The following is a 23,003-nucleotide window of genomic DNA, read 5'->3' on the forward strand; positions in this document are numbered from 1 at the left end:
TTATCGAGAACCTCCCTATGAAGAGCCTGATGAAAAAACAACTGTTGATGGGTTCCATTCTGCTGGTTGCCAGCAGCCAGGTGTGGGCCGATGCGGCCAGCGATCTCAAGGAGAAGCTCTCCTCCGTCAATGTCTTCTCCGCCACATTTGCCCAGACAGTCTATGACAGCAAGGGCAAGGAGCTGCAAAAGGCGAGCGGCTCCCTGCTGGTGCAGCGGCCCAACCGCTTCAACTGGCACACTACCTCCCCGGACGAGAGCCTGATCGTGGCCGATGGCAAGGATGTGTGGGTGTACGACCCCTTCGTCGAGCAGGTCACCGCCCTCAAGATGAAGGATGCGGTGCTCAACACCCCCTTCGTGCTCATCGCGGGCAACGACAACAGCCTCTGGAAGAACTATGACGTGACCCAGGAGGGGGATGTCTATACCGTCACCAGCCGTAACAAGGACGAGCTGATCGCCTCCTTTCGCATCACCTTCGACCGTCAGAACAACATCAGTCGCTTCGACGTGAAAGAGGCGCAGGGGCAGTGGAGCGAGTTCACCCTGAGCAGCTTCAACCGCAAGCCGGTGCTCAAGGGCAACGAATTTGTCTTCAAGATCCCGAAGGGGGTCGAGCTGGACGACCAGCGTTGATGAGTCAGCCGTTACCGGCGTTATCGTCTGACCGGGTGTTGTTTATGACCGATCAGATGCAAGGTCAATGCAGATGAGCAATTTATCCCTGGATTTCTCCTCGGACTTTCGTCCGCTTGCGGCCCGGATGCGGCCGCAAACCCTCGAGCAGTACATCGGCCAGCAGCATATCCTGGGGCCGGACAAGCCCCTGCGAAAAGCGATCCTGGCGGGGCACTGCCACTCCATGATCCTCTGGGGGCCCCCCGGCACCGGCAAGACCACGCTGGCAGAACTGGTTGCCCACTACTGCCAGGCGGAGGTGGAGCGGCTCTCGGCGGTCACCTCCGGCATCAAGGAGATCCGCGCGGCCCTCGACAAGGCGAAGGAGAACGGCTGGCGCGGGGTGCGCACCATCCTGTTCGTGGATGAAGTCCACCGCTTCAACAAGAGCCAGCAGGATGTCTTCCTGCCCCACATCGAAGACGGCACCATCACCTTCATCGGCGCCACCACCGAGAACCCCTCGTTCGAGCTCAACAATGCGCTGCTCTCCCGGGCCCGGGTCTATCTGCTCAAGAGGCTGGAGGAGCAGGACATCCTCGCCATGATCGATCAGGCGATGCAGGACCCGCGCGGTCTCAATGACCCTAGCCTGCGCTTTGCCCCCGGGGCCAAGGAGGCGCTGGCGAAAGCCGTGGACGGGGACGGGCGCAAGTCTCTGAACTATCTGGAGCTCCTGGCCGACATGGCCGAGGCCGACAGCTCAGGGGCGCGGGTGATCGACAGTACCCTGCTCGCCGCCGTGGTGGGGGAGCACGTGGCCCGTTTCGACAAGGGCGGCGATCACTTTTACGACCTCATCTCGGCGGTGCACAAGTCCATTCGCGGCTCGGCACCGGATGCGGCCCTCTACTGGTATGCCCGCATGGTGAGCGCCGGCTGCGATCCCCTCTACATCGCCCGCCGCTTGCTGGCGATTGCCTCGGAAGACGTGGGCAACGCCGATCCCCGTGCCATGCAGGTGGCGCTCTCGGCCTGGGACTGCTTCCATCGCATCGGCCCGGCGGAAGGGGAGCGGGCCATCGCCCAGGCCATCGTCTACCTCGCCTGCGCCCCCAAGAGCAATGCGGTCTACACCGCCTGGAAGGCGGCGCTTCACGACGCCAAGAACCTGCCGGACTTCGAGGTGCCGCCGCACCTTCGCAATGCCCCTACCAAGCTCATGAGCGAGCTGGGCTACGGCGCCGAGTATCGCTACGCCCACGACGAGCCGGGGGCCTATGCCGCCGGCGAGCAGTACTTCCCCCCGGAGCTTGCCGGCAAGCAGTACTATCAGCCCACCGAGCGGGGGCTTGAGAAGCAGATAGCCCAGAAGCTCGACTATCTGCACGAGCTGGACAAGCAGAGCCCGCGCAAGCGATAGGAAAGACCTTCAAGCCCCTCGCCCGGAAAGCGCACGGCAAGGCTATCAGGAGAGGGGGGCCCGGCAAAAACGGGCGCAATAGTCCCTGTTCGGGCGGGGGGGCGGTCTGCTACACTGCCCGTCTGACCCCGGTTGTCTTGGCCTTGCACCATCTTCTTGATTTCGAAGGCCCGATTCCGAAGGCAAAGGGGTGCGCCAACCGATGTTAACTTCCGGATCTGTTTCCCAACCCGGTCACGATGACCCGGGCCCAGATCCCATTAAAAAAAGTAGGTAAACCATGCTGGATCCCAAATATCTGCGCAGCGACATCACCGAAGCTGCCGCTCGTCTGGCGACACGTGGCTACGTTCTGGACGTAGCGGCGGTCAATGTTCTGGAAGAGAAACGCAAGGATCTGCAGTCCCGCACCCAGGAGCTGCAGGCCGAGCGCAACGCCCGCTCCAAGTCCATCGGTGAGGCTGCCCGTCGTGGTGAAGATGTTGCCCCCCTCAAGGCCGAGGTGACCAAGATCAACGACGAGCTCGAGACCAGCAAGGTCGAGCTGGAGGCCCTGCTGGCCCAGCTCAAGGGGATCGCCGACGCCATCCCCAACCTGCCGAGCGAGACCACCCCGGTGGGCCGTGACGAGAACGACAACGTGGAGGTCCGTCGCTGGGGTACCCCGCGTGAGTTCGATTTCCCGGTGCGCGATCACATCGATCTGGGTGAGGCGGCCAAGGGGGTCGACTTCAAGAACGGCGTCAAGCTCTCCGGTGCCCGTTTCGTGGTGATGAAGGGCCAGATTGCCCGTCTGCACCGCGCCCTGGCCCAGTTCATGCTGGACCTGCACACCCTGCAGCACGGCTACACCGAGTGCTACGTGCCCTATCTGGTCAACCCGGACAGCCTGTACGGCACCGGCCAGCTGCCCAAGTTCTCCCAGGACCTCTTCAATACCGGCATCGAAGGGGAAGGGGAAGACGAAGGCAAGGTGCGCAAGTTCTCCCTCATCCCGACCTCCGAAGTGCCGCTCACCAACATGGCCCGTGACGAGATCTTCGACGAGCAGGAGCTGCCCATCAAGATGACCGCCCACAGCCCCTGCTTCCGCTCCGAAGCGGGCTCCTACGGTCGTGATACCCGTGGCCTCATCCGCATGCACCAGTTCGACAAGGTCGAGATGGTGCAACTGGTGCACCCGGAAAAATCCTGGGATGCCCTGGAAGAGATGGTGGGTCACGCCGAGAAGGTGCTGCAACTGCTGGAGCTGCCGTATCGCGTGATGGCGCTTTCCACCGGTGACATGGGCTTCTGCGCCGCCAAGACCTACGATCTGGAAGTGTGGCTGCCGGCCCAGAACACCTATCGCGAGATCTCCTCCGTTTCCAACTGCACCGACTTCCAGGCGCGCCGCATGCAGGCTCGCGTGCGTATCGACGGCAAGCCGCAGCTCATTCACACCCTGAATGGTTCCGGTCTGGCGGTGGGTCGTACCCTGGTGGCCGTGCTCGAGAACTACCAGCAGGCAGATGGCCGCATCGCCATCCCGGCTGCGCTGCAATCCTACATGGGCGGCCTGACCCACATCGGGTAAGCGCTCGTTGCAGACGACAACGCCATGGCATGCCATGGCGTTGTGCATTCTGGGCCCGGGAAACCCGCCGCAAGGGGAAGGGATAGCTCCCTTCGGGCCTGTAACACAATTTTATCAAGCATTGCGCAATCGTTTTTGTTAGACTGCGCCGCAATTTCGCAGGACATCTTTTTCTATGGTCTGGATTGATTACGCCATCATCGGCATCGTCGGTTTCTCCGCCCTCATCAGCCTGGTGCGCGGCTTTCTCAAGGAGGCCATGTCTCTGGTCACCTGGTTCGTCGCCTTTTTCATTGCCAGCCATTTCTATCCCGATCTCGCCGTCTATTTCACCTCTTTTTCCGATGCCATGGTTCGCAACGGTCTGGCCATCGCCGCCCTGTTCGTGGCGACCCTGATCCTGGGGAGCGTGGTCAACTACGTGGTGGGCCTGCTGGTGGAAAAGACCGGGCTTTCCGGCACCGACAGGGTGCTCGGGGTCTGTTTTGGCGCCATTCGCGGGGTGCTGATCGTCAGCGCCCTGCTGTTTTTCATGGATACCTTCACCAGCCTCTCCCAGAGCGACTGGTGGGTGGCGTCCAGGCTGGTGCCGGAGTTCAAGCCGGTGATCCAGTGGTTTTTCGGGTTCATGATGAACTCGTCCAGTTTTCTTCAACAGGTACAGTGACTTCGAGGTAGCAAAGACATGTGCGGTATTGTCGGTATAGTTGGCACCACCCCCGTCAATCAGGCCCTCTACGACGCCTTGACGGTGTTGCAGCACAGGGGACAGGATGCCGCCGGGATCGTGACCATTGACAGTGGAAACTTCCGGCAACGCAAGGCCAACGGTCTGGTGAAGGATGTGTTTGAAGTGCGCCACATGCAGCGCCTGAAAGGGAATATCGGCATCGGACACGTCCGTTATCCCACCGCAGGCAGCTCCAGTGCGGCAGAGGCGCAGCCGTTTTACGTGAACTCCCCCTACGGCATGGTGCTGGCCCACAACGGCAACCTCACCAACGCCAAGGAGCTCAAGGAGCAGCAGTTCAAGGTGGCCCGCCGCCACATCAACACCACCTCGGACTCCGAAGTGCTGTTGAACGTGCTGGCCCACGAGCTGGACTTGTGCGACAAGATGGCGCTGCGCCCGGAAGATATCTTCTCGGCGGTGCGCAAGGTGCACCAGCAGATCCGCGGCGCCTATGCTGTGGTCTCTCTGGTGATCGGCCACGGCCTCATCGGCTTTCGCGACCCCAACGGCATTCGCCCGCTGATCCTGGGTCGCCGGGTCGACGAGCAGGGGCAGGTGGAGTACATGCTCGCCTCCGAGAGCGTGGCCCTCGACGCCATCGGTTTCGAGACGGTGCGTGACGTCGCCCCGGGCGAGGCCATCTACATCACCGAGCAGGGCCAGCTCTTCTCCGAGCAGTGTGCGGAGAACCCGCAGATGAACCCCTGCATCTTCGAATACGTCTACTTCGCCCGTCCCGACTCCTTCATCGACAAGGTCTCCGTCTATGCCGCCCGCCTCAACATGGGTCGCAAGCTGGGCCAGAAGATCGCACGGGAGTGGGACGATCTCGACGTGGACGTGGTCATCCCCATCCCCGAGACCTCCTGCGACGTGGCGCTGGAAATCGCCCACACCCTGGGCCTTCCATACCGTCAGGGCTTCGTGAAGAACCGCTACATCGGCCGTACCTTCATCATGCCGGGCCAGACCCAGCGCAAGAAGTCGGTGCGCCGCAAGCTCAACGCCATCAGCTCCGAATTCAAGGGCAAGAAGGTGTTGCTGGTGGACGACTCCATCGTGCGGGGCACCACCTCCGAGCAGATCATCCAGATGGCTCGTGAAGCGGGGGCCGCCAAGGTCTACTTCGCCTCGGCCGCGCCGGAAATTCGCTTCCCCAACGTCTACGGCATCGACATGCCCACCGCCAACGAGCTCATTGCCCATGGCCGTGAAGTGGAAGAGGTGTGCAAGCTTATCGGTGCCGACGGCCTCATCTTCCAGGATCTGGAAGATCTGGAAGAGGCGGTGCGGGAGATCAACCCCGAGCTGCGCCACTTCGAGACCTCGGTCTTCAACGGTCACTATGTGACCTCCGACGTGGATCAGGGTTATCTGGACCACCTCAATGCCCTGCGCAGCGACGACAACAAGGCCGTGCGCGAGTGGCAGGAAGGGACCAGCAACCTCGAGATCTTCAACGAAGGCAGTTAAACGTTTTCAGATTGCCAGCGCGATGAAAAAAGATGGGGGCCTAGGCCCCCATCTTGTATTCGTGCACTCGGCGCAGCGCCTGGACAACCCACACAAGGGTCCTCAGGCCAGATCCTCCCCGTTGCTCGCGATCACCTTCTTGTACCACCAGAACGACTTCTTGCGCCGGCGGGCCAGGGTGCCATGGCCGGCGTCGTCCCGGTCCACGTGGACGAAGCCATAGCGCTTGCTCATCTCGCCGGTGGAGGCGGAGACGAGATCGATGCAGCCCCAGCTGGTGTATCCCATCAGGGGCACGCCGTCCTCGATGGCGTCCCCCATGGCCTCGATGTGGGCGCGCAGGTAGGCGATGCGGTAGTCGTCCTCTATCTCCCCCTGCGGATCCACCTCGTCCACCGCCCCCAGGCCGTTTTCCACCAGGAAGAGCGGCTTCTGGTAGCGATCGTGCAAGGTGTTGAGGGTGATGCGAAGGCCCAGGGGATCGATGCCCCAGCCCCACTCGCTCACCTCGATGTGGGGATTGCGCAGGGACTTGACCACGTTGGCCTCGCTGGTGTTGCCCGCATTCATGTCGGCGGCGGCGCAGCGGGAGGCGTAGTAGCTGAAGGATACGAAATCCACGGTGTGCCTGAGGATCTCGTCATCTTCCGGCCCCTTCACCAGGGTGACCCCCTTGTCACGAAACACCCTCTGCGCATAGGCCGGATAGGCGCCCCTGGCCTGCACGTCGATGAAGAGGAGGTTCTCCCGATCTTTCTGGAGGGCGGTCCAGACGTCGGCGGGCTTGCAGGAGTAGGGGTAGAAGTTGCCCCCCGCCAGCATGCAGCCCACCTGGTTGGCCGGGTTCACCTCGTGGGCGATCCGGGTCGCCAGGGCGCTGGCCACCAGCTCGTGGTGGGCGGCCTGATACTTCACCTGATCCTGGTGCTCCCCTTCCTCGAACACCAGCCCCGCCCCGGAGAAGGGGCTGTGCAGCAGGATGTTGATCTCGTTGAAGGTGAGCCAGTACTTCACCAGGCCGTCGAACTGCTCGAAGCAGGTGCGGGCGTAGCGGGTGAAAAACTCCACCATCTGGCGGTTGCGCCAGGAGCCGTACTCGGTCACCAGGTGCATGGGCACATCGAAGTGGCACAGGGTCACCAGGGGCTCGATGTTGTACTTTCTGCACTCCTCGAACACCGCACGGTAGAAGGCGATGCCCTCGGCATTGGGCTCGCGCTCGTCCCCCCTGGGGTAGAGACGGGCCCAGGCGATGGAGGTGCGAAACACGGTGAAGCCCATCTCGGCCATCAGGGCGATGTCCTCCCGATAGCGGTGATAGAAGTCGATGGCCCCGTGGCTTGGGTAAAACTCGTCATCTTGCAGGGTGATGCGCTTCTCCTGGCCGAGTTTGACCGCCATGCGGCGCGGGCCGTGGGGGATCATGTCCACCGTGGTCAGCCCCTTGCCCCCCTCGAGATAGCCGCCCTCCGCCTGATTGGCGGCCAGGGCACCGCCCCAGAGAAAGCCCTCGGGAAATCTTGTTAACGACATTGGTTACCTCTTGTCATGTCTGAATGGGGTGTCACAGTCCGGCCTGCGCCTGGCTGGTGGCGACGGGTTGCACGGGCTCGGCGCGGGGGGCCGGGCTCTCGACCGGGATGTCCTCGAACCCCATCACCAGGGTCAGCACGAAGGAGAGCACCACCGAGAGGGCCATCACGCCGAACACCCAGGCGATGGTCATGGGGTTGGCCGGATCGAAGAACTGCACGCTGGTAAAGAGCCCGGGGGCGGCCATGGAGTGGCTGGCGAGCCCCGCCATGCCGGCGACGGCACCGCAGACAAAGCCGCTGATGAGGCTCGCGATGAGCGGACGCTTGAGGCGCAGGGCCACACCGTAGAGCGCGGGTTCGGAGATCCCCGCCATGATGGCGGAGGCGGCCGCCGCGAGCGCCGTCTGGCGCAGTTCCGGGTTTCGGGTGCGCCAGGCCACCGCCAGGGACGAGCCGCCAAGAGAGAGATTGGCGCCGATTTCGGAGGGCATCACCATGCCTTCCTTGCCGGTCTCGGCGATGGTCTGGATGATGGTCGGGGTGAAGACGCGGTGCATGCCGGTCATCACCAGCAGGGGCCAGAGCGCCCCCATGATGGCCACCGACAGCCAGCCCAGGTAGTCGTGGACCGTGTAGACCAGGCCGGAGATGGCGGTGCCAATCCAGATGCCGACGGGGCCGATGAAGAGGATGGCCAGCGGCGCCGCGATCAGCACGATCAGCATGGGTTTGAGGAAGTTCTTGGTGACCGCCGGGGTGATGCGGTCGACCCAGCCTTCGATGTAGGAGAGGCACCAGGTCATCACCAGGGCCGGAATGACGGTGTAGGTGTATTTGACCGCGGTCACCGGGACCAGGGCGAAGGTCACCTGCTCCCCTTCGGCGGCTCTGGCCATCAGCTCGATGAAGCTGGGGTGCACCAGCACGCCTGCGATGGCGATGGCCAGGGACATGTTGGTCTTGAACTTGACGGCGGCGGAGGCGGCCACCATCAGGGGCAGGAAGAAGAAGGCCCCATCCCCGGCCACCGTGAGGATGGTGAGGGTCGAGGAGCCTTTCTCCAGCACGCCGGTCATCTCCAGCACCATGGCCAGCAGCTTGAGCATGGAGCCGCCGATGATGGCCGGGATGAGGGGGGACATGGTGCCAATCAGGGCGTCGAGGATGGCGGCGCCCATGCGGCGCAGGCTCCAGCCAGCGGAAGCCTCCGGAAGCGGAGTCTGCCCACCGCCCTGGGGCAGCAGGGCCAGCACTTCGCGATAGGCCTGGGAGACGGTGTTGCCGATGATCACCTGACACTGGTTGTCCGCCTGCACCACCCCGAGCACGCCCGTGATGGCCTTGAGGGCAGGGCCATTGACCCGGGCGGGATCGCCCAGCACAAAGCGCAGCCGCGTCATGCAGTGGGTCACGGCGACGACGTTGTCGGCGCCGCCGAGTGCGGTGATGACGGTACCGGCCAGAGCCGCATAGTTTTTTGACATCGAGGTAGATCCTTTTAACCAAGTGGGCCTGCTCGCCCCCGCCGCCGCGAAGGGCGGGAACGCGCATGAAACTGAATGTGGAACCGGTTCCACATAGAGTGCGCGGCCTGAGCGCGGGAGACAAGCACCTTGTGCAGCGAGCGTCCGGATCCGTGAATGGGATCACTGAACCCGGGCCTGCACGCCATTCGTGCGACGACAAGCCGGGGGCGGTGCAGTACACTGCGCCCCGTTACGAGCAAGGGAGAACACAATGACGACGATGCTGGAGGTGGCAAGGCGGGCAGGGGTGTCGAAGGCGACGGTCTCCCGGGTGTTGTCGGGCAATGGTTACACCAGCCAGGAGACACGGGACCGGGTGCAGCAGGCCATCGAGGAGTGCGGCTATCGCCCCAACCTGGTGGCGAGGCAGCTGGCGACCAGGCATACCCGGACCCTGGGACTGGTGGTCACCAACACCCTCTACCACGGCGTCTACTTCGGCGAGCTGCTCTCCCAGGTGGCGCGGATGACCGAGGATCGCGGGCGCCAGCTCATACTGGCGGACGGCAAGCACAGCGCCGACGAGGAGCGCCAGGCCATCCAGTATCTGCTCGATTCCCGTTGCGATGGCGTCATCATCTATCCGCGCTTTCTTGGGGTGGAGGAGATGGACGAGATCATCGAGCAGCATGAGCAGCCCATCATGGTGCTCAACCGGCGTCTGAGCCGCCATCCGGCCCACTGCGTCTATGCGGATCAGCAGGCAGCGGCGGAGGCGGTGGTGGACAAGCTGGTGGCCATGGGGCACAGGGAGATCGCCTTCATTGCAGGCTCTGCGGATTCCCCCACCGGCGCCGAGCGCCTGGCCGGTTACCGGCAGGCGCTGATCCGGCACGGCATCCCCGTGCAGGATACCTTGATCGCCCCCGGCAAATGGACCCCCGCCTGTGGCGCGGCCGCCGTCTCGACCCTGCTGGCGCGAGGCGCTCGCTTCAGCGCCCTGGTGGCCAGCAACGATGACATGGCGATCGGGGCCATCAAACGGCTGCACGAAGCCGGTGTGATGGTGCCTGACGAGGTCTCGGTGGTGGGGTTTGACGACATCCCCCTGGCCCCTTACGTCATTCCCGCGCTGTCGAGCGTCAAGATGCCGGTGAACGGGATGATCCAGGAGACCATCAACCGCCTGATCACCATGGTGGAGGAGGGGAGCCGGGACGCACTGCCCGCCTTCAGCGGCACCCTGATCCGCCGCGACTCCCTCAGGCGTCTGACGGGCTGAGCCATGATGGCGGTGGGCAGGCCGGGCGGGATCCGTTAGCATAGGCCCCCCGGCGCCAGGCGCCGCGTGTCGTATCAACAGATGAGAGTTCAGATGGATGACCTGTTAGCCCCCGTTCGCCAGTTCCTGCATTGCGAGACCCCGGATGAGTGGGTGGAAATGGCGCGGGATCCCGCCCAGTTGCCGACCCTGCTTATCGATCACGCCAACTGCGAGAACAAGGCGGCACTCACCGCCCACAGCCTGGTGCGCCGCTACTGCCTGCCCAAGGAGAAGCGTCACCTGCTGCCCAAGCTGACTTTCTACCGGGAGCTCGATGCCTTGCCGGAGAAGGCGGAGATCCTCGGCAAGCGCACCATGGGCGAATCAGACAGGAGCGTGTTTGCCGAGCTGGAGCGCAATCCCCTGCTGTTCCCCATGGTGCGCCTCATCCAGGAGGAGCTGCACCACTTCGAGCAGGTGCTGGAGATCATGGCCGCACGGGGCATCCCCTATGGTCCCGTCACCGCCTCCCGCTATGCCCGCAGCCTGCTGACCCATGTGCGCACCTACGAGCCGGCGGCCGTGGTGGACAAGATGATCATCGGTGCCTATATCGAAGCGCGATCCTGCGAGCGTTTTGCCAGGCTGGCCCCTCATCTGGACGAGGAGCTTGGCCGCTTCTATGTCTCCCTGCTGCGCTCGGAGGCGCGTCACTATCAGGACTACCTGGCCCTGGCACAGACGTTCGCAGACGAAGACATCAGCGAGCGGGTGGCCTTCTTCGGTCGCCTGGAGGCCGAACTCATCTGTTCGCCGGATCCGCAATTCCGGTTCCATAGCGGACTGCCTGTCAGATCTGACAGTTGTTGAGGTGACGGGGGCTGCCTACCATTCCCCTGTTCCTACTACGAGCGACGCAATCACTTTTTGAGCGCAATCCCCCGGCGACTGATGAGACATCAGGCCGGGTTTTTTTATGTCTGGCGCAAGGGGAAACGCGCCGCGGGATCAGCGGCGGTATTCGTTGTTGTAGTTCTGAATGAGGCGGCGGGTGACGTCGTGCTGGGGATCGGCGAAGACCCGCAAGGTCTTGCCGCGCTCCACCACACGGCCTTCGTGCATCACCAGCACCTCGTCGCTGATGTGGCTGACGATCCCCAGATCGTTGGCCACCAGCACATAGCTCAGCCCCATGGTCTCCTGCATCTCCAGCAGCAGGTTGATGATCTGGGAGCGTACCGAAATATCCAGGGTCGAGAGCGCCTCGTCCGCCACCACTATCTTGGGATTGAGGATGAGCGCCCGTGCCAGCCCCACCCGCTGCTGCTGGCCGGCGGAGAGCATCTGGGGATAGAAGAGGGCGTGGTCGGGCAGCATGCCCACCATGCGCAGGGTCTGGATCACCTTCTCCCGGCGCTCCTCCTCGCTCAGGGCCGTGTTGAGGCGAAGGGGGGTCTCCAGGATCTGGCCGACCCGGATTTTCCGGTTAAGGGAGGTGTTGGGGTCCTGGAAGATCATCCGCAGCAGCTTGCAGCGGGTCTGGTAATCGCCGTGGACCATGGGTTGCCCCTCGATGGCGATCTCCCCGCCACTCGGTTCAATCATGCCCGCCAGAATGCGGGCCAGGGTGCTCTTGCCCGAGCCCGCCTCCCCGACGATGGCCAGGGTCTGGCCCACCTCGAGATCGAACGAGAGGGGCTTTATCGCCTCCACCGCGCGGCGCCTGAACAGGCCGGTGCGGTTCTGGTAGGTCTTGCACAGGCCCCTGACCTGCAACAGGGAAGGTTCGGTCACGACGTGGTCTCCTTGGGTGCGCTCGCCGGATAGAGGGGCTGACGGGGCGGGCAGGTGCCCCGGATCAGGGTCTGGTGCCGGTTCATTTCTTCGGTTCTTCCATGTTGAGGGGGAAGTGGCAACTGAACTGATGCCCCTTGACCTTGCTCATCAGCGGTGTCTGCACGCACTGCTTCTGGGCGTAGGGGCAGCGTGGGCCGAGGCGGCAGCCGATGGGCAGATGCTGCAGCGGCGGTATCACCCCGGGCAGGGTCTCGAGCCGGGACTTGTGGCGCACCAGTTTGTCAAAGTCCGGGATGGACTTGAGCAGGGCATCCGTATAGGGGTGGTGAGGGGATTCCAGGATCTGGTCCCGGGTCCCCACTTCCACCATCTGGCCGCAATACATGATGTTGAGGGTGTCGGTCAGGTTCGCGATGGCGGCGATGTCGTTGCTGATGATGAGGATGGTGGTATTGCCCAGCTTGTTCATCTTGTCCAGCAACCGCAGGATCTGGGAGTGGGTGGTGGACTCCATGGCGCTGGTGGGTTCGTCCGCCACCAGCAGGCGCGGCTGGTTGGCGATGGCCATGGCGATCATCACCTTCTGGCACATGCCGTCTGACAGCTCGTGGGGATAGGCCCGCATGACCTTGCGGTGATCCTTGACCCCGACCCGGTGCAGCAGGGCGATGGCCCGCTTCTTGCGCCACTGGAAGCGCTGCCAGAACTTGCCGGTGAAGGCGCTGGTGGGGATGGCCTCTTCGAGCTGGGTGCCTATCTCCTCCGAGGGGTCTAGGCAGCTGATGGGATCCTGGAAGATCATCGCTATCTCCCGCCCCATGATGCGGCGCCGTTCCTTGGGCGCCATGGTCAGCAGGTCCATGTCGTTGAAGCGCATCCGGTCGGCGCGCACCGTCCAGTTGTCCTTCTGGATGCCAACGATCACCTTGGCCACCAGGCTCTTGCCCGAGCCGGATTCCCCCACCAGCCCGCGGATCTCCCCCTCGTTCAGGGTCAGGCTGACTCTGTCCACCGCCTTGACCTTGCCCTGGGGGGTGTCGATTTCGATGGTGAGGTTGCGTATATCGAGCAGGGGCATCAGCAATGTCTCCCGTTCAGGGCGCAGCCGGGTCGCTCAGGGCGTCCGGGGGCGGGGATAGATAACAAGGCTGGCAACATCAGTCGTTCCCCTCTTTGAGTGCTTCGCGGATGCCTTCGCCCACCAGGTTGGTCACCAGAACGCTGAACAGAATGGCCATCCCGGGCAGGGTCACCGTCCAGGGGGCCAGATAGATAAGATCGCTCGAATCGGCCAGCATGGCACCCCACTCCGGCTGGGGAGACTGGGCCCCGAGACCGAGGAAGCCCACCGCCGAGATGTCCAGGATGGCGGCGGAGAGGGTGCGGGTGGTCTGGGTCACCAGGGTCTCGACGATGTTCGGCAAGATGGCCAGACGCATGATCCGCTGGGGCGGAGAGCCGTCGAGGCGGCTTGCGATGATGTACTCCTTCTGCATCTCGGCGTGGACCGCGTTGTAGGTGGCCCGGATGAAAGGCGGTATCAACGCGAGCGTGATGGCGATCAGGGTGTTGAACAGACCCGGCCCCAGGATGGCCACGACGATGATGGCCAGCAGCAGGGACGGGATGGAGAGCAGGGTATCGAGCAGGTGATGGAGCACGCTCGACTTCACCCCCTTGCTCATGCCGCCGAGGATGCCGATGGCCGAGCCGATGACCAGCGCGATGAGCACCACCAGCAGGGCGTTGCCGAAGGTGAGTCTGGCCCCGGCCACCAGACGGGAGAGGATGTCGCGCCCCAGATCGTCGGTCCCCAGGAAGTAATCGATGTTGCCGCTGTTGGCCCAGGAGGGGGCGAGCAGCAGGTGGTTGCTGTGCTGATCGTCGATGCCGTAGGGGATCACCAGGGGACCGATGAGGGTCACCAGCAGCAGCAGACCGAAGCACCAGAGCCCCGCCATGGCCAGCGGGTTGCGCCGGTAGGAGGCCCAGGTCTGCTCCAGGGGGGAGAGGATCTTGAGCTCTGGATAGATGTTCGATTTATCGTGCATGATGCAGGCTCCCGTGCTGGTCGCAAGGGGATGGACACGCCTGTGCGCCGGTGGCCCATGGGCCGCCGTGGTTCATCCACAGACCGCAATCAATCTTGTCTTGCATAGAGTTCTTTACGCCGTGCCGGATACATGATGGTGGTCAGCAGATCGGTGCTGACGCTGATGAAGATGACGAAGCTCGCCACCACCAGGAAGGCGCCGCGGATGGCGGCATAGTCCTGCAGCGCGATGCTGCTCACCAGCCAGCGGCCGATGCCGGGCCAGTCGAACACCACCTCGGTGATCATGGCGGAGGTGAGCACGCTGCCAAGTTGCAGCCCCAACAGCGGCAACACGGGGGGCAGGGCGTTCTTGAGCCCGTGACGCCAGACGATCTGGCGGCGGGAGAGTCCGCGGCTGGCGGCGGCCTTGATGTAGTTCTGTTTCATCACGTCGATGAGGGAGCTGCGCACGTGGCGGATCACCTCGGTGGTGGGCACCACGGCCAGCACCAGAGAAGGCAGTACCAGATGGCGCAGGGCGTCGTGCAGGGCCGCCTCCCGCCAGGGCTCCTGGCTCATCAACACATCGACGATGGCGATCCCGGTGATGGAGGGCACGTCGTAGAGCAGGCTGATCTGGCCAGAGGAGGGGAGCCAGCCAAGATCCAGGGAGAAGAACATCACCATCAGCAGCCCCAGCCAGAAGACCGGGATGGCATAGCCGACGAGGCCGGCGGCCATGATGGAGAGATCCGGGCTGCGCCCCTGATAGAGGGCCGCCAGGGTGCCCAGGGGGATGCCCACCAGCAGCGAGATGGCGAAGGCGGCGAGGCAGAGGGTCAGGGTCGCCGGGAAGTAGTGACGGATCTCGTCGAGGACCGGCTGGCCGGAAACGCTGGAGAGCCCGAAATCCCCGGCGGCGATGCGCTGGAGGAAGTCAGGATAGCCGTGCCAGAAATCCAGCACCTGGGTGATGAGGCGAAACTCCAGGAGGTAGGCCCCCAGAGTCAGCACCAGGAGGGTGATCACCAGCAGGGTGATGCGGCGCAGGATATAGAAAAACATGCTTATGCCTCCTGGGGACGGTGCGCCGATGGCCCGACGATGGAGTGGTTATCTGTCATGGTCACTCCCGATGGGCCTGGTTGAAGGTGGTGCCGCCAAAGGGCATCAGGGTCAGCCCCTGAATGTCGCTGCGACTCACCTGGGTTCTCAGGGCATGGGCCAGGGGAATGAGCGGCAACTGCTCGTTGAGCAGGGACTGGGCATAGTAATAGTTGCGCAGGCGGAAGGCGAGCTGCGGGGTAGTCACCGCATCGTCCAGCAGCTGATCAAACGCCGGGCTGCACCAGCGGCTGTAGTTGTTGCCCCGCTCGACGGCGGCGCAGCTCAGCAACTGGCGGAAGAAGTTGTCCGGATCCGCGTTGTCGGCGATCCAGCCCGAGAGCAGGCTGTCATATTGTCCATGGGCGAGCCGGGTTTCGATGACCGGCCAGGCCTGCTGCACTATCTTGAGGCTCACCCCAATCTTGGCGAAATCGCTGCGCATCAGTTGCGCCGTTTTGAGGCCGTCCGGGTTGTAGGGACGGGCGCCGGGTTGCACCAGCACCTGCATCTCGAAGCCGTTGGGGTAGCCCGCGTCCTTGAGCAACTGGCGAGCGAGCTTGAGATCCGGCTTGCGCTGGGGCAGGGAGGGGTTGTAGCCCCAGGAGAGGGGCGGCAGCAGGCTGGCGGCGCTCTGGCCGGTCTCGAAATAGACCGCCTGCAGCAGATTCTGCACATTGATGGCGCTGGCGAGGGCCTGGCGCACCTGCACCTTGTTGAAAGGGGCCTTGCGGGTATTGAGGGCGAGGAAGGCGACGTTCATCCCCGACTGCACCGACAGATCCAGGTGGGAGTCTTTGTCGATCACCGACAACTGGCTGGCAGAGGGGGTGCTCATCACGTCGCACTCGCCGGTCAGCAGCTTGGCAAGGCGCTTGGAGGATTTGGGGGTGATGTCGTAGATGAGCTGCTCCATTCTGGCCTCGCCGCCCCAGTAGCCGGGGTGGCGCAGGTAGCGCACGAACTCGTTGTGGCGATACTCCTTGAAGCTGAAGGGGCCGGTGCCGATGGGGCGGCTGTCCAGCAGCGCCGGGGTGCCGGCCTTTAGCATCTGCTCCCCGTACTCGGCGGAGAGCACGATGGCGTAGTCGCTGGCCAGGGTGGCGAGGAAGGAGGCATCGGGGCGGTTCAGCTCGAACACCACCTCATAGGGCCCCTTCTTGTAGACCCGCTTGATGAGGTTGCCGAGCCCCAGGCTGTAAAAATAGGGGTACTCGCCGCCGGAGACGGCGTGGAAGGGGTGGTGTTCGTCCAGCAGACGCTGCCAGGTGAACAGGACGTCGTCGGCATTGAAGTGACGGGTCGGGCTGAACCAGGGGGTACGGTGGAAGGTCACTCCCTTGCGCAGGGTCAGGGTATAGGAGAGGCCGTCCTCGCTGCTTTGCCAGCGGGTGGCGAGCCCCCCTTCGATGCCGAGGGTGTTGGCATTGACCTCGAGCAGGCGATCGTAGATGGGACGGGCACTGGCATCCAGGGTCGCATCCGAATTGGCAAGCTGCGGGTTGAAGGTTCGGGGTGCCCCTTCGGCACAATAGATGAGCCCGGTTTTGGAGGCTTCATCGCGTTTCTGACAGCCGCTGACCAGGACCAGGAGACCAAGCAGCAGGGGGGTGAGCATTCTCATGTTGGAACCATGTTTTCAGACAAAGTTGCCCGCCAGGGGGCGGGCGCGTTGCGGGGGGCGGCCGGGCAGGCGCTCCCGTCGGGGGTGACGTGCGCCGCGTTATCCGTGCGCACAGACCCGGTGCCAGGCATCAGCCCGCCTCCTGGTTGCCACTGTTGTCATCCCCGTCCAGCAATTGATATTTGCGCAGCATCCCCCGGAACTGGTGATAGCTCAGGGCCAGCAACTGGGCTGCTTTGCGCTGATTATACTGGGATTGCTGCATCGCTTGCTTGAGTAAATTAATCTCGTACTCCGCCACCGCCCCTTTGAGATCCAGCGGCAGGGTCGGGGTCGGGGCCGTCTCTGCCGAGGTCGGCGCGTCCGTGGAAGGGGCGGCGTCACCTCGGGCACGGGGGCGCCAGGGGGAGTCAAAGGGATTGAGCACCAGATCCGCCAGCGGCAACTGGGGGTTGCCCTGGCGATAGAGACTGCGCTCCACCACGTTCTTGAGCTCCCGCACGTTGCCCGGCCAGGGGTAATCTTGCAGCAGCTGGGTCGCCTTGCGCGAGAAGCCGGCAAAGAGCGGATACCCCAGCTCCCGGGTCATGCCGTGGGCGAAGTGCTCCGCCAGCATCAGGATGTCCTCGCGCCGCTCCCGCAGGGGGGGCAGGGTGATGACGTCGAAGGCGAGCCGGTCCAGCAGGTCGTGACGAAACCGTCCTTTCTCTGCCAGTGCAGGCAGATCCTCGTTGGTGGCGCACACCAGCCGCACATCCACCTTGAGGGGCTTGGCACCGCCCACGCGTTCGAACTCCCCGTACTCGATGACCCGCAGCAGTTTTTCCTGCACCCGGGCGCTGGTGGTGGCCAGTTCGTCGAGGAACAGGGTGCCGCCGTCGGCCCGCTCGAAGCGCCCCTGATGACGCTTGGCGGCGCCAGTGAAAGAGCCCGCCTCGTGGCCAAACAGCTCGGTCTCCAGCAGGCTCTCGCTCAAGGTGGCGCAGTTGATGGTGACAAAGCTTTGATCCCAGCGATCCGAGAGATAATGTAGGCGGTGGGCGATGAGCTCCTTGCCGGTCCCCCGCTCGCCGATGATGAGCACGGGCTTGCGCAGCGGCGCGAGGCGCGATGCCTGCTCGATGATTTCTAGAAATGCGTTGGATTCACCCAACAGACTTTCCGTGGCCGTGGTCATCCCTGCCCCTGTGAGTTGAAAAATCTGGTTAATCTTACCAAAAGTTGGTTATTTTAATCATCACTTGTTTCCCCGGGACTTGAACTGCATTCTTGGTGCCCATATAAATCAACAAGTTAAATATTGTTCCAGATTGGCACACAAGTTGCCATTGTCAATGGAGACACAACCCGATGCCTATCACAGGAGTACAATCATGAGCATTTTTTCTCGCCTGGCCGACATCATCAATTCCAATCTGACGGCTCTGCTCGACAAGGCGGAAGATCCCCAGAAGATGGTGCGTCTGATCATCCAGGAGATGGAAGATGAACTGGTGAAGGAGCGCTCCAACCTGGCCCGCTTCCTCGCGAATCAAAAAGAGATCGGCCGTCAGGTGAGCCGCCATCAGGAGCGGGTCGCCGAGTGGCAGGGCAAGGCCGAGCTGGCCCTGACCAAGGGGCGCGAAGATCTGGCCCGTGCCGCCCTCATCGAGAAGAGCAAGCAGGCGGAGCTTGCCGACGCCCTGTCTCGTGAACAGCAGGCGGTGGACAGCGGCATCGAGAAGCTGGGGGAGGAGATCCGCCAGCTGGAAGCCAAGCTGGAAGACGCCCGTGCCCGCCAGAAGGCGATGGCCATTCGCAGCGAAGCCGCCAGCAGCCGTCTCAATGTGCAAAGCCAGGTGGCCCGTGGCGACAGTCAGGCCGTGGTGAGCAAGTTCGAGCGCATGGAGCGCCGCATCGACGAGATGGAAGCCCGCGCCGATCTGGGGCAGTCCGACAAGGCGCTCGCCCAGCAGTTTGCCGAGCTGGAAGCGGACGACCAGATCAGCCGCGAGCTGGAAGCCATGCGCCAGAAGCTGGGCCAGCACAATCCGGCACCGAAACAGGGAGAGTAACAGATGGAAGATCTGCTGGGTGTATTGATGGTTCCCATGGTGGTCTTCATGGTGGTGGTGGCCCCCATCTGGCTGGTGCTGCACTACCGCGCCAAGGGACGCATTGGCGCCGGTCTTGCCGATGGTGAGCGTGAACAGCTGCAGGGCTTGCTGGTGCGTGCCGAGAAGATGCAGGAACGGGTCGGCGCCCTGGAGTCGATTCTGGATGCCGAGGTTCCTGGTTGGAGAAACAAGGTATGACGGTTTTCAATGAGAGATGTCATGACTGTGGCAAAAAGCCGGAGCGGGCCGAAACCGTATTGGCGTCGATTCTGGATGCGGAAGTCCCCGGTTGGAGGAACAAGGTATGAACAGTGTCAGTCGTGAAGGGCGCAACCTGTACCGGGATCCCCAGCGGGGCAAGATTGCCGGGGTCTGTGCCGGTCTGGCAGAGTACTTCGGGGTGGAGACCTGGATCGTGCGGCTGCTGGCCATCAGTGGTCTCATCTTCGCCGGTTTCATCACCTTCACCGCCTATATTGCCGCCTGGTTCTTGCTCGACAAGAAGCCGGTCACCCTCTACTCCCAGGAAGATGCCGAGTTCGCAGAGGTGCGGATGAAGGCGCGCAGCTGGCAGGCAGGCGTCACACCTCATCAGGCCCTTGCCCGCATCGGCCAGGAGCTGGATGCACTGGAGCCCAGGGTGCAGCGCATCGAGAAGCTGGTGACCTCCAAGGAGTTCACCCTGCAACGGGAGTTCAGCAAGCTCTAATCGTGCCGGGCCGCGAGGATACTGCCTCGCGGCCGTCTCTCTGATGTGATCACAAGGAGAAGAAGACCCGCCTTGATACGCAACAAACTCGAACACTCCTGGTCGGTGCTCCAGCACAAGGCCGTTGACGCGGTGAACCGGGCCCGGGATCGCCACATCAGGCTGGCGGTCACCGGCCTCTCTCGCAGTGGCAAGACCGCGTTTATCACGGCGCTGGTCAATCAACTGGAGCACGCGGCCATCGACGGTCGTCTGCCACTCTGGGACGCCCAGCGCCAGGGACGCATCCTTGGTGCTCGCCGGGTGCCCCAGCAAAACGCCCACATTCCCACCTTTCCCTATGAACGGGGCCTCGATGCCCTGTTTGGCGATCCGCCCGCCTGGCCCGCGCCGACCCGGGGGGTGGCCGAGGTACGCCTCGAGATCCGTTATCGCACCCGCCATCCGCTGCGTCGGCACCTGGGGGAGATCTCCACCCTCTATGTGGATCTGGTGGATTATCCCGGGGAGTGGCTGCTGGATTTGCCGCTGCTGGATCTGAACTACGAGCAGTGGAGCGAGCAGGTGCGGGAGCAACTGCGTCGTCCCGAGCTGCAAGCCCTGGCGGCAGGCTGGCTGACGCCGCTCTGGCAGGCGGAGCAAGCCTTCGAGGAGCGGGCCGCCAGCGAACTGGCCGCCCGCTACACCGAATATCTGCACGCCTGCAAGCAGGCGCTCGGGCTTCACCTCATCCAGCCCGGGCGTTTCGTGTTGCCCGGCGAGTATGCCGGTGCGCCGCTGTTGCAATTCGTGCCCTGGGTGTGGGAGATGCCCACGCACTCCCCCGAAGACGGCACTCTCTACGCCACCTTCAAGCAGCGCTTCGAGCAGTACAAGCAGCATCTGGTACAGGGCTTCTATGAGCAGCACTTTGCAGGCTTCGATCGCCAGATCGTGCTGGTGGACTGCCTGGCGCCTCTCAATGCCGGCGCCGCGAGCTTTGGTGACATGCAGCAGGCCATCGCCCGCATCATGGAAAGCTTCGCCTATGGCAAGAGCAACTGGTGGCGCCGTCTGTTCGCCCCGCGCATCGACAAGCTGCTGTTTGTGGCGAGCAAGGCCGATCACGTCACGCCGGAGCAGCACGGGCCTCTGGTGTCGCTCCTGCAGCACCTGGTGAGCCGTGGCCGGGGTCAGGCCCGTTTCGAGGGGATAGAGACCGAATGCCTGGCGCTGGCCGCCATCAAGGCCACCGAGGTGGGCAAGGGGGTGGCCGACGGACGGGAATTTCCCGCCATTCGTGGCACTACCCTCTCGGGCGAGCCCTTGCTGCTCTTCCCGGGGGAGGTGCCTGCCCAGATCCCGCCTGCGCAGTGGTGGAAAACTCAAGGGTTTGATTTTCAGGCCTTTCGCCCGCTGCCCATGAGCGCCCATCAGGCGCTCCCCCATATCCGGCTCGATGCGGCGCTGGAATTCCTGCTCGGGGATCACCTCGAATAACGGGTGGGTGGCCCGCTGTGCTCGAGGGGCGCCCACAGGAGAGAATGCGATGAACGATCAGACAAGATGGCGCACCGATGACGCCGCTCCCCTGCAAGGCAAGGTGACGCTGGAGCCCGCGCCTTCGATGGCAAGCGAAGCGCAGCCACCCGCCCCGGCCCGGCGGCTGGAAGAGGAGAGCTTCGAGCCTCTGGACGCGCTGGACGAGCTCACCGAGGTGGAACCCGCGCTTACCGTCAGGCCTCGGCGTCGTCATCGTCTGCTGGCCTGGGGGCTGGGCGGGGTGGGGCTGCTGTCGCTTGGCCAGTTTGGCGCTTTTCTGGTGGATCAGTTTGCCGCCTCCCCCTTCTGGGGCGGCGCCTGGCTGCTCGCCTCTGGCCTGGTGGCGGTGGGCACCGCCGGGGTGGCGGGGCGCGAATGGCTGCGGCTGCGCACCTTGAAGCGGCGCCAGGATGTGCGCTCAAGAGCCGAGGATCTGCTGGCCCATCAGGGGGTCGGTCAGGGGCAGGCCTTCTGCGAGGCCCTGGCCGAGAAGAGCGGTGACAAGGGGCGGGAAGGGTATCGCACCTGGTTATCCCAGCTTGACGAGAGCCACAGCGATCGGGAAGTGCTGACCCTCTACAGCCAGCTGGTGCTCACCGAGCGGGACAAGCTGGCCCAGGCCTGCGTCGCCAAATGGTCGGGGGAGGCCGCCGTGCTGGTGGCCCTGAGCCCGCTCGCCACCGTCGACATGATGCTGATGCTCTGGCGCAACCTGCGGATGATCGAGGACATCGCCGATGTCTACGCCATCGAGCTCGGCTACTGGAGCCGCATCCGCCTCATTCGTCAGGTGTTTCGCAACATGCTCTATGCGGGGGCCACCGAGCTGGTGACCGAGGTAGGGATGGATCTGCTGGGGGCCGAGCTGACCGCCAAGCTCTCCGCCCGCGCCGCCCAAGGGGTCGGGGCCGGGTTGCTCACCGCGCGCCTCGGGATGCGTACCATGGAAGCCTGTCGTCCGCTCCCCTGGTGTGCCGACGAGAAGCCGAAACTGGGCGAGCTGCGCAAGCGGCTGATCGGCCAGTTGGCGGGTTATCTCAACAAGTCGTGAGGTGGCTGGCACCCGACATGGATGTCACAAATTATTTACAATTGTCAAAAGCAGCCGACCCCGGGGTCGGCTGCTTTTTTGAGGGGCAAACCGTTACAGTGATCCCATGACTCAACGGCCAGTGACCGCCCGGATGGCGGCTGGCACCCGAAGGATGGGAGCACTCATGGCAAGTCTCTACACGGCCCGCCAACCGGATGGGCAGGGCAGGATCCACTACACGGACGAGGAGCACGGCACCTGGCGGATCCTGATTGCACGCCAGCTTGCGGCGCTCGATGGCAAGGCCTGCGACGAATACCAGGCCGGGTTGGCACGCCTCGACCTGCCTCTGGACCGCATCCCCCAGCTAGGCGAGATCAATGCCGCCCTGATGCCCGCCACCGGCTGGTCGGTGGCGGCGGTGCCGGCCCTCATCTCCTTTGATCACTTCTTCGCGCTGCTCGCTGATCGCCGTTTTCCCGTCGCTACCTTCATTCGCCGCCGGGACGAGCTCGACTACCTGCAAGAGCCCGACATCTTCCACGAGATCTTCGGCCACTGCGCCATGCTGACCAACCCGGCCTTTGCCCACTTCACCCACCTGTATGGTCGGCTCGGACTCCATGCCAGCAAGGAGGAGCGGGTCTATCTGGCGCGGCTCTACTGGTTCACGGTGGAGTTCGGTCTCCTGCAGGGGGAGGAGGGGCTGCGCATCTACGGCGGCGGCATTCTCTCCTCCATCGGCGAGACCGCCTATGCCCTCTCGGGCAAGCCCGAGCTGCAACCCTTCGATCTGCTGGAGATCCTGCGTACCCCCTATCGCATCGACATCATGCAGCCGACCTATTTCGTGCTGCCTCGTCTCGATACCCTCTATGGTCTGGAGGGGCAGGGGATCATGGCGGCCGTGGCCGAGGCCCGTCGTCTTGGCCTGCGTCCACCCCGCTTTGCCCCCGTTGCCGGCAAGCAGGCGAGCTGACCCGTATTCATTCCC

At 63.6% G+C, this 23,003-nt stretch carries 21 protein-coding genes; 13 read left to right on the plus strand and 8 right to left on the minus strand.

What is annotated here, in order from left to right; all coding sequences use genetic code 11:
• Window positions 1–29: 29 nt before the first annotated feature.
• The 5 genes from lolA (at window position 30) to purF (ending at window position 5,825) form a co-directional block, all read left to right on the plus strand.
• On the plus strand, window positions 30–638 hold the full coding sequence (gene lolA / locus AB7E19_RS04520) for an outer membrane lipoprotein chaperone LolA (protein WP_039039163.1): 609 nt from the start codon (window positions 30–32) through the stop codon (window positions 636–638).
• A gap of 67 nt (window positions 639–705) precedes the next feature.
• A complete protein-coding gene (locus AB7E19_RS04525; RefSeq protein ID WP_041211365.1) occupies window positions 706–2,043 on the plus strand; it encodes a replication-associated recombination protein A in 1,338 nt (445 codons plus the stop codon).
• Between the two features lie 280 nt (window positions 2,044–2,323).
• Window positions 2,324–3,619, plus strand: coding sequence for a serine--tRNA ligase (gene serS, locus AB7E19_RS04530; protein WP_039039009.1), 1,296 nt, complete (start codon window positions 2,324–2,326; stop codon window positions 3,617–3,619).
• Window positions 3,620–3,794: 175 nt separating this feature from the next.
• A complete protein-coding gene (locus tag AB7E19_RS04535) occupies window positions 3,795–4,286 on the plus strand; it encodes a CvpA family protein (RefSeq protein WP_010674522.1) in 492 nt (163 codons plus the stop codon).
• Window positions 4,287–4,304: 18 nt separating this feature from the next.
• The gene (purF, locus tag AB7E19_RS04540; RefSeq protein ID WP_010674523.1) at window positions 4,305–5,825 is read left to right on the plus strand and encodes an amidophosphoribosyltransferase; all 1,521 of its coding nucleotides are present in this window, start codon (window positions 4,305–4,307) and stop codon (window positions 5,823–5,825) included.
• Between the two features lie 102 nt (window positions 5,826–5,927).
• On the opposite strand, the gene AB7E19_RS04545 is transcribed toward purF, so the two are convergent.
• Window positions 5,928–7,358: a 6-phospho-beta-glucosidase gene (locus tag AB7E19_RS04545; RefSeq protein ID WP_322131334.1), complete on the minus strand. Its 1,431-nt coding sequence runs from the start codon at window positions 7,356–7,358 to the stop codon at window positions 5,928–5,930.
• A gap of 31 nt (window positions 7,359–7,389) precedes the next feature.
• Complete coding sequence (gene ascF, locus AB7E19_RS04550) at window positions 7,390–8,844, minus strand: PTS cellobiose/arbutin/salicin transporter subunit IIBC (RefSeq protein ID WP_427934669.1); 1,455 nt, start codon at window positions 8,842–8,844, stop codon at window positions 7,390–7,392.
• 253 nt (window positions 8,845–9,097) lie between these two features.
• On the opposite strand from ascF, the gene AB7E19_RS04555 reads away from it, so the two are divergent.
• Window positions 9,098–10,108 (plus strand): LacI family DNA-binding transcriptional regulator, encoded by a 1,011-nt coding sequence (locus tag AB7E19_RS04555; RefSeq protein WP_427934670.1) that lies wholly within the window; start codon window positions 9,098–9,100, stop codon window positions 10,106–10,108.
• A gap of 93 nt (window positions 10,109–10,201) precedes the next feature.
• On the plus strand, window positions 10,202–10,960 hold the full coding sequence (gene miaE / locus AB7E19_RS04560) for a tRNA isopentenyl-2-thiomethyl-A-37 hydroxylase MiaE (RefSeq protein ID WP_042016277.1): 759 nt from the start codon (window positions 10,202–10,204) through the stop codon (window positions 10,958–10,960).
• Window positions 10,961–11,098: 138 nt separating this feature from the next.
• Here the strand turns inward: miaE and AB7E19_RS04565 are convergent, their stop codons facing one another.
• The 6 genes from AB7E19_RS04565 to pspF all read right to left on the minus strand — a co-directional run bounded on the left by AB7E19_RS04565 (window position 11,099) and on the right by pspF (window position 17,827).
• Window positions 11,099–11,884, minus strand: coding sequence for an ATP-binding cassette domain-containing protein (locus AB7E19_RS04565; RefSeq protein ID WP_039039015.1), 786 nt, complete (start codon window positions 11,882–11,884; stop codon window positions 11,099–11,101).
• An 82-nt stretch (window positions 11,885–11,966) separates the two neighbouring features.
• Complete coding sequence (locus tag AB7E19_RS04570; RefSeq protein WP_010674529.1) at window positions 11,967–12,965, minus strand: oligopeptide/dipeptide ABC transporter ATP-binding protein; 999 nt, start codon at window positions 12,963–12,965, stop codon at window positions 11,967–11,969.
• A 79-nt stretch (window positions 12,966–13,044) separates the two neighbouring features.
• Window positions 13,045–13,938, minus strand: coding sequence for an ABC transporter permease subunit (locus AB7E19_RS04575; RefSeq protein ID WP_010674530.1), 894 nt, complete (start codon window positions 13,936–13,938; stop codon window positions 13,045–13,047).
• An 89-nt stretch (window positions 13,939–14,027) separates the two neighbouring features.
• Complete coding sequence (locus tag AB7E19_RS04580; protein ID WP_010674531.1) at window positions 14,028–14,987, minus strand: ABC transporter permease; 960 nt, start codon at window positions 14,985–14,987, stop codon at window positions 14,028–14,030.
• Between the two features lie 61 nt (window positions 14,988–15,048).
• Complete coding sequence (gene sapA, locus AB7E19_RS04585; RefSeq protein WP_010674532.1) at window positions 15,049–16,644, minus strand: ABC transporter substrate-binding protein SapA; 1,596 nt, start codon at window positions 16,642–16,644, stop codon at window positions 15,049–15,051.
• A gap of 136 nt (window positions 16,645–16,780) precedes the next feature.
• Window positions 16,781–17,827, minus strand: coding sequence for a phage shock protein operon transcriptional activator (gene pspF / locus AB7E19_RS04590; RefSeq protein ID WP_171864790.1), 1,047 nt, complete (start codon window positions 17,825–17,827; stop codon window positions 16,781–16,783).
• Window positions 17,828–18,023: 196 nt separating this feature from the next.
• On the opposite strand from pspF, the gene pspA reads away from it, so the two are divergent.
• The 6 genes from pspA (at window position 18,024) to phhA (ending at window position 22,988) form a co-directional block, all read left to right on the plus strand.
• Window positions 18,024–18,704, plus strand: a complete 681-nt coding sequence (gene pspA, locus AB7E19_RS04595; RefSeq protein WP_010674534.1) for a phage shock protein PspA — start codon at window positions 18,024–18,026, stop codon at window positions 18,702–18,704.
• 3 nt (window positions 18,705–18,707) lie between these two features.
• A complete protein-coding gene (gene pspB / locus AB7E19_RS04600; RefSeq protein ID WP_005300084.1) occupies window positions 18,708–18,944 on the plus strand; it encodes an envelope stress response membrane protein PspB in 237 nt (78 codons plus the stop codon).
• Between the two features lie 106 nt (window positions 18,945–19,050).
• Entirely contained in the window at window positions 19,051–19,455 is a 405-nt protein-coding gene (gene pspC, locus AB7E19_RS04605) for an envelope stress response membrane protein PspC (RefSeq protein ID WP_010674535.1), read from the plus strand.
• A gap of 72 nt (window positions 19,456–19,527) precedes the next feature.
• Complete coding sequence (locus tag AB7E19_RS04610) at window positions 19,528–20,934, plus strand: YcjX family protein (RefSeq protein WP_219604733.1); 1,407 nt, start codon at window positions 19,528–19,530, stop codon at window positions 20,932–20,934.
• A gap of 49 nt (window positions 20,935–20,983) precedes the next feature.
• Window positions 20,984–22,027 carry a YcjF family protein gene (locus AB7E19_RS04615; protein WP_427934671.1) on the plus strand — a complete coding sequence of 348 codons (1,044 nt, stop codon included), beginning with the start codon at window positions 20,984–20,986 and terminating at the stop codon, window positions 22,025–22,027.
• A 166-nt stretch (window positions 22,028–22,193) separates the two neighbouring features.
• Window positions 22,194–22,988: a phenylalanine 4-monooxygenase gene (phhA, locus tag AB7E19_RS04620; protein ID WP_041215282.1), complete on the plus strand. Its 795-nt coding sequence runs from the start codon at window positions 22,194–22,196 to the stop codon at window positions 22,986–22,988.
• Window positions 22,989–23,003 lie beyond the last annotated feature (15 nt).

The organism is Aeromonas sp. (genome assembly GCF_050252055.1).
GTDB lineage: Bacteria > Pseudomonadota > Gammaproteobacteria > Enterobacterales > Aeromonadaceae > Aeromonas > Aeromonas caviae.